The sequence below is a fragment of the Ignavibacteriota bacterium genome, from assembly GCA_016212665.1.
Taxonomy (GTDB): Bacteria; Bacteroidota; Ignavibacteria; order UBA10030; family SZUA-254; genus FW602-bin19.
Genome location: JACREZ010000030.1, coordinates 1 through 6,327, shown reverse-complemented (window position 1 = coordinate 6,327; position 6,327 = coordinate 1). Strand labels below are relative to the sequence as shown.

Sequence of the window (6,327 nt, the reverse complement as noted above, 5' to 3'; positions counted from 1 at the left end):
TTCAATCGTTCTTGTTCGTTGTGAGTCATAATCAGAATTCCGTTCATGTGAATGTTCCTTCATTGGTGCAAATTCTCCAATGTCGGAAATACTGACATTTCTAAAGTGGCGAAACCCTGACATTTCTAAAGTGCTATTACATAATGAAAAGTTTACACAACATTTGGTTATGATTCGTTATATTAAATAATAACATAGATTTTATTAATAATCAAGTAATCATTTACATTTTTTTTGTTATTCTTAACAATTTCTTAACACACCATTAACACAGGCGTAACTGAGTTCTTCTATATTGGCACAGCGTGTATAATATTCAGGATTCATCTTCATCAGCATCGGCAAGTGCGCCAAGTGGACTCCACCCGTCCCGCAAAGCGGGAGAGTCAACTTCTAAGTCAACTTCTAAAAACTTTCTCCGGAAACGATTTCGTATATCAGATTTTTTCGCTGAAAAACTGATTACGACTGTCGCGTTCATTTCATTTACATTTATCCTCCTCATCTTTATCTTTGTCTTCCGTGAGACCATTCCCATCTTCTCCGGCGCCGAGCAGACAACTTCGAACATTGCTGAGGATGAGGTGCAGGAGACGTATGGTGAAGAACCAGCGGTGAGCGATGAGCAGGGAGCGGGGAGTTTAGAGCGGAGAGCACTGAGCGGTGAGCGAGGAGAAATTACAAACTCCAAACCGGAAACTTCACCCGCCGGAGGCGGGCAAGCAACACGGGAAACTCCAGAAGATAGTTACCAATCTTTTGAAAGCGAAGGTAATGCAAATTTTGAAAATCTTACCAGCACAAAGTGGCAACCCATTTCCGACGAGCCGAAGTTCGGATTGCTTCCGCTCATCATCGGGAGTTTCAAGGTTACGTTCATTGCAATTTTGTTCGCAACTCCGATAGCAATACTTGCCGCATTGTTCACAAGCGCGTTCGCTCCCAAGTGGGCTCAGGAAATAATGAAGCCGACGATTGAAATTCTTGCGGGCTTCCCTTCTGTCGTTATTGGGTTCTTCGCTCTTATTGTTATGGCAACAGTTTTCCAAGACATCTTCGGGTTTGAATACCGGTTGAATGCATTTCTCGGCGGCGTTGCTCTTTCGCTTGCTGTCATCCCGATTATTTACACCATTACAGAAGATGCTCTCTCCCGCGTTCCGAAATCTCTGACGGAAGCAAGTCTTGCACTCGGAGCGACGAAATGGCAAACTGCTCTCTTCGTTATTCTTCCTGCGGCAACACCGGGAGTGTTTGCGGCAATTCTCCTTGGCATCGGTCGTGCGTTTGGCGAAACAATGATTGTACTGATGGCGACCGGAAATGCCGCGATGTTTTCAGGCAGTTTCTTCGAGCCAGTCAGGACAATGTCGGCAACGATTGGCGCAGAGATGGCAGAAGTTGTTTTCGGTGAAACACATTACAATGTTCTTTTCTTCATCGGGGCGGTACTTTTCATTTTTACATTTTCACTCAATGCGATTGCTGAGATATTTATTCGTCAGCGGTTGATGAAGAAGTATGGAGGATTGTAATTGAGACGTTTGGAAAGGAATATGAACGTGCACGCGTCATTGCGAATCCCGTTCATCATGTATCAGAACGGAATGCGGCAATCTCCTACACTTGGGCTCGTTTATTCGAGGAGATTGCTTCGCCCAGCTAAAGCTGGTCTCGCAATGACTCGTAACCTACAATAGGTAGCAGACTAATATGAAAAAGAAACTCATCGGCAAATCAGTAACCACTCTCACTGCGCTCGCGGCGTTCTTTGTCATCTTTGCTGTCCTTTTTATTATGGGAGATATTGTTATCGGTGGTTGGTCAACTCTTACGTGGGATTTCTTAGTCGGCAATCCAAAAGAGGGAATGACCGAAGGGGGCATTTTCCCGGCAATTGTAGGAACATTTTTTCTTGTTGTTATCATGTCTATGGCGGGAGTTCCGGTCGGCGCTGTGACTGCAATATATTTGAGCGAGTATGCAAGTCAGAAATCAATCCTAGCACGATTGATACGGTTTGCCGTGAACACGCTTTCCGGGGTTCCCGCAATTGTCTTCGGACTTTTCGGATTGGGATTTTTCATTCAGTTTGTAGGCGGTGGTTTAGATAAAGTATTTTCTGACGGAACAAAATTAGTGTGGGGACAACCGAACATTCTTTGGGCAAGTTTAACAATGGCATTGCTGACGCTCCCTGTCGTCATTGTTTCTGTTGAAGAAGCAATCAAGACAGTTCCGAGAGAATTGCGTGAAGCAAGTCTCGCTCTCGGTGCAACCAAATGGCAGACGATTAGAAAAGTAGTTCTGCCCAATTCATTGACGGGAATATTAACAGGCGGAATTCTTGCAGTAAGTCGCGGCGCAGGTGAAGTTGCACCTATTTTATTTACCGGCGCGGCGTACTTTCTTCCGAGACTTCCTGATTCACTATCAGACCAGTTCATGGAACTTGGATATCATATTTATATCATGTCAACACAATCGCCTGATGTTGAAGCGACAAAAGGAATTCAGTATGCAACAACACTTGTGCTATTGCTACTAACGTTTACATTAAACTTCTCGGCAATTTTTATTCGATACAGATTAAGAAAACGGAACCACGGATGAGCCTACTAGAGGCGTCATGCCGAATTTATTTCGGCATCAGTAACGGTTGTGTAGATTCCGACATGCGTCGGAATGACGGATATTTTTGTAGTTCAGTCGGTAGCCAGTAATCTCAATAAAATGGACAATTCATATAAAATACAAACCCGCTTACTCAATGTTTACTACGGAGAGAAGCACGCGTTAAAGAATATCAATCTCGATATTCGAACAAACAAAGTTACTGCGTTGATTGGTCCTTCGGGATGCGGCAAGTCCACGTTCCTCCGTTCACTCAATCGCATGAATGATTTGATTGAGAATATCAGAATTGAAGGAGAAGTTCTTCTTGAGAACACGAATATTTATGATGCGAAGATTGATGTCGTTGAGTTACGCAAATCGGTCGGGATGATTTTTCAAAAATCAAATCCATTCCCTAAATCAATTTATGATAATGTTGCGTACGGACCACGCATCAACGGCATCAAAGAAAAATCTAAATTGGATGAAATTGTCGAAAGAAGTTTGAAACGTTCTGCACTTTGGGATGAAGTCAAAGATGATTTGAAGAAAAGCGGGCTAGCACTCTCCGGCGGTCAACAACAGCGACTTTGCATTGCCCGCGCATTAGCTGTTGACCCGGACGTTTTGCTGATGGACGAACCAGCGAGCGCACTCGACCCGATTGCCACTGCAAAAATCGAAGAGTTGATTTACGAACTCAAACAAAACTACACCATCGTCATTGTAACACACAACATGCAACAGGCCGCCCGTGTTAGCGATTTTACGGGGTTCTTTTATATGGGCGATTTGGTAGAAGTGGATGAAACGAAACGACTCTTTACTACTCCATCGAAGAAACAGACGGAGGATTATATAACAGGAAGGTTCGGATGACAATCGTAGAAGTTTCCTGTTTTCAGTTTCTTGTTACCAGTTTGATTTTTTTTACTTTTTTATTTTTCCTTTTGAATTGATTTCGTATCTTTGCGCGCCACTTTCCAAGTCATTTTAACTTAACGATGAAAACAACACATGAGTCTTGAACATTTAGAACGCCCGACACATAGTAAAGCATTTCGTCGCCGACGAGCGATGAATTGGTTGACGCTTGGTTTCACCTACGCGGCAATGTATATGGGACGCTACAATCTTTCATTTGCGAACAAAGCGCTCTCCGATACCTACGGTTGGGATAAAACTCAAATCGGCGCAATCATCACTGCGGCACTGACGATTTATGGAATCTCCGCCCTATTCAACGGACCGATTGCAGACAAAATCGGCGGACGGAGAGCAATGCTTATCGGTGTATTCGGTTCTGTAATTTTCAACATCGCATTTGGCTTAGGTGGTTATATAGGATTCCTTGGAACGGAAACAGTCTTGCTTAGTTACTTTGCGACAGCATGGGCGATGAATTCGTACTTTCAATCGTACAGCGCGCTTGCTCTTATTAAGGTAAATTCGGGATGGTTTCATGTTCGAGAACGAGGAACATTCTCTGCAATTTTCGGTTCGATGATTCAAAGTGGTCGTGCGCTTATCTTTATTATTGGAGGAATAGCGGTTACTGTCCTGCCATGGCAGTGGGTATTTTTCATCCCGGCAATGATAATGACCGGAATGGGAGTTCTGACTTATTTCATTGTGAAGGATTCACCGGAAGATACCGGTCACGATGAATTCGACACCCACGATGCGACCAGCGGTGACACTGAAAAAGTCAACATGAAGTATTTATTTAAGAAAGTGTTTACTAATCCGGTGACGGTGACAATTGCTGTCGCCGAATTTTGTACCGGATTTGTCCGCCACGGATTCGAGCAATGGTTTCCCCGTTATATGCAGGAAGTCCAGCAACTGACACTTGAATCATCGGTATTTCAAAAAGGCGCATTAAGTGTGGTAGTAGCAGGCATATTAGGGGCGTTTGCCGCAGGAATGATTTCCGATTATGTATTCAAATCCCGTCGTCCTCCTGTTGCATTCATCGGGTATCTCCTTCAGGTAATTTGTCTCGCGATTATTTGGCAAGCACAAAGTATGGATTTGGTTATCATAGCATTCGTTGTGAATTCCTTTGCGATAAGTGTTGTCCATTCGATGTTGTCAGGAACTGCTTCAATGGATTTCGGTGGGAAGAAGGCGGCAGCGACTGCAACCGGAATGTTCGACGGAATGCAGTACATAGGTGGTGCGGCTGTCGGAATGGGAATGGGTTGGATGCTTGACACATTCGGTTGGGGAGTTTGGGGACCCAGTATGATTGGTTTTGCATTCATCGGAGGAATTCTCATGCTCAAGTTGTGGAATGTTGTTCCTAAAAAGTCTGTCGCTCATTAATATATTTTGTCAATCCCTTTATGCATCGTCACTTTGAACAAGAATTAGAAAAACTGAAAACGAGTTTGATTAAGATGGCAAGTATCGTTGAAGAAGATATTCGCCTTTCTATTAAGGCGCTTCTCACTCAAGATATTCCTCTTGCACAGAAAATAATTGATAGCGATTTTCAGGTTAACGAACTCGAAATGCAGAACGACAATATTATCATAGATTTACTTGCATTACAACAACCTGTCGCGACGGATTTACGAATGATCCTCGCTGCACAAAAAATTAACAACGACCTGGAACGATTAGGTGACCATGCAGTTAACATCGCTCAATCTGTACTCAGCATCTGCAAAACTCCTGAACAGGAACCGTTACTTGAATTACCGAAAATGGCAGAACTCGCTCAAGTAATGCTTCGTAACGCACTGGATGGCTTCATTCACAGCGATGTTGAACTGTGTAATTCCGTACTGAGACAGGATGATGAAATAGATAATTTGAATATTTTAATGATTCAGGAAGTTATCCAAATGATGAAATCAAAAAGCGATTTTATTGAAGGAGGTTTGGATTTAATTCGTGTGAGCAGAAATCTTGAACGGGTCGCAGATTTAACCACAAACATTGCTGAGGAAGTGATTTTCATAGCACAGGCTCGAATAGTGAAGCATCATGCAGAAAAATTGAATATTTCACACTAAATAAGACTGCGCTACGGCTTTTTTGTCAATGTCATAACAACATGGAAGTTTTTTTATTTTATAAAATATTCATTTTTTTTTAATAAAAATCTTGCATTTGTTCAAACAAGTTTTGTATATTCGCATGGTCTTAATTGCTGCTTTAGCTGTTAAGTCTCAAGTTTCTTAATCCACATTATTCATAACTTAATTAAAGGAGTATCAAATGAAAAATTTGATGTTAATTGTATTAGCTCTTGTGTTAGTATCAAGCATGGCATTGGCACAGAGTTCAGCAGTAACCACAATCACAATCAACGCAGCAGCAACGGCATTAACGTTAGCGGCTTCCGATGGTGGTGTTGATGGAGTACTTCGTGGCGTAACTTACACAGTCGTATTCGATGCATATGCTGGCGCAAGCACAGTAGCACCGAACAACAACGGTGAAGCACCGAACGGAGACGTTGGTGTCGATATCAGCGGCGACGTTACTTCAAACGTAGTTGTTGAAATGGATCTTCCGGATCATCTGCTCGGAACCGGTGGTACCTCAATGGCTATCACGTTCCCTTCAAGCGGTCCTGGTTCAGGCGTCCGTGTTGAAACCGGCGGATTCTTCAATCCGAACGTAACCAACACCTTCAACCTCGGTGGTGGTGGTACCTGCAATCTTCGCCTCGGTTATGTGTTCACAGTTCCTGCGAAC

At 43.1% G+C, this 6,327-nt stretch carries 6 protein-coding genes; all 6 read left to right on the top strand.

The features are described 5' to 3' along the window. Nucleotides 1-434: 434 nt before the first annotated feature. The gene (pstC, locus tag HY960_10475) at nt 435-1,535 is read left to right on the top strand and encodes a phosphate ABC transporter permease subunit PstC (GenBank protein ID MBI5216165.1); all 1,101 of its coding nucleotides are present in this window, start codon (nt 435-437) and stop codon (nt 1,533-1,535) included. Between the two features lie 178 nt (nt 1,536-1,713). Next, on the top strand, nt 1,714-2,613 hold the full coding sequence (gene pstA, locus HY960_10470; GenBank protein ID MBI5216164.1) for a phosphate ABC transporter permease PstA: 900 nt from the start codon (nt 1,714-1,716) through the stop codon (nt 2,611-2,613). A 72-nt stretch (nt 2,614-2,685) separates the two neighbouring features. Then, nucleotides 2,686-3,495 (top strand): phosphate ABC transporter ATP-binding protein, encoded by an 810-nt coding sequence (locus HY960_10465; GenBank protein MBI5216163.1) that lies wholly within the window; start codon nt 2,686-2,688, stop codon nt 3,493-3,495. 138 nt (nt 3,496-3,633) lie between these two features. After that, on the top strand, nt 3,634-4,944 hold the full coding sequence (locus HY960_10460; protein ID MBI5216162.1) for an MFS transporter: 1,311 nt from the start codon (nt 3,634-3,636) through the stop codon (nt 4,942-4,944). 20 nt (nt 4,945-4,964) lie between these two features. Then, nucleotides 4,965-5,639 (top strand): phosphate signaling complex protein PhoU, encoded by a 675-nt coding sequence (gene phoU / locus HY960_10455; GenBank protein ID MBI5216161.1) that lies wholly within the window; start codon nt 4,965-4,967, stop codon nt 5,637-5,639. Between the two features lie 205 nt (nt 5,640-5,844). Continuing rightward, the coding region (locus tag HY960_10450; GenBank protein ID MBI5216160.1) for a hypothetical protein at nt 5,845-6,327 on the top strand (483 nt) is incomplete at its 3' end.

Bases quoted from the DNA above. Each gene is read 5' to 3' on its own strand.
- pstA (MBI5216164.1), top strand. From the start codon at position 1,714: ATGAAAAAGAAACTCATCGGCAAATCAGTAACCACTCTCACTGCGCTC.
- HY960_10465 (MBI5216163.1), top strand. From the start codon at position 2,686: ATGACGGATATTTTTGTAGTTCAGTCGGTAGCCAGTAATCTCAATAAA.
- HY960_10460 (MBI5216162.1), top strand. From the start codon at position 3,634: ATGAGTCTTGAACATTTAGAACGCCCGACACATAGTAAAGCATTTCGT.
- phoU (MBI5216161.1), top strand. From the start codon at position 4,965: ATGCATCGTCACTTTGAACAAGAATTAGAAAAACTGAAAACGAGTTTG.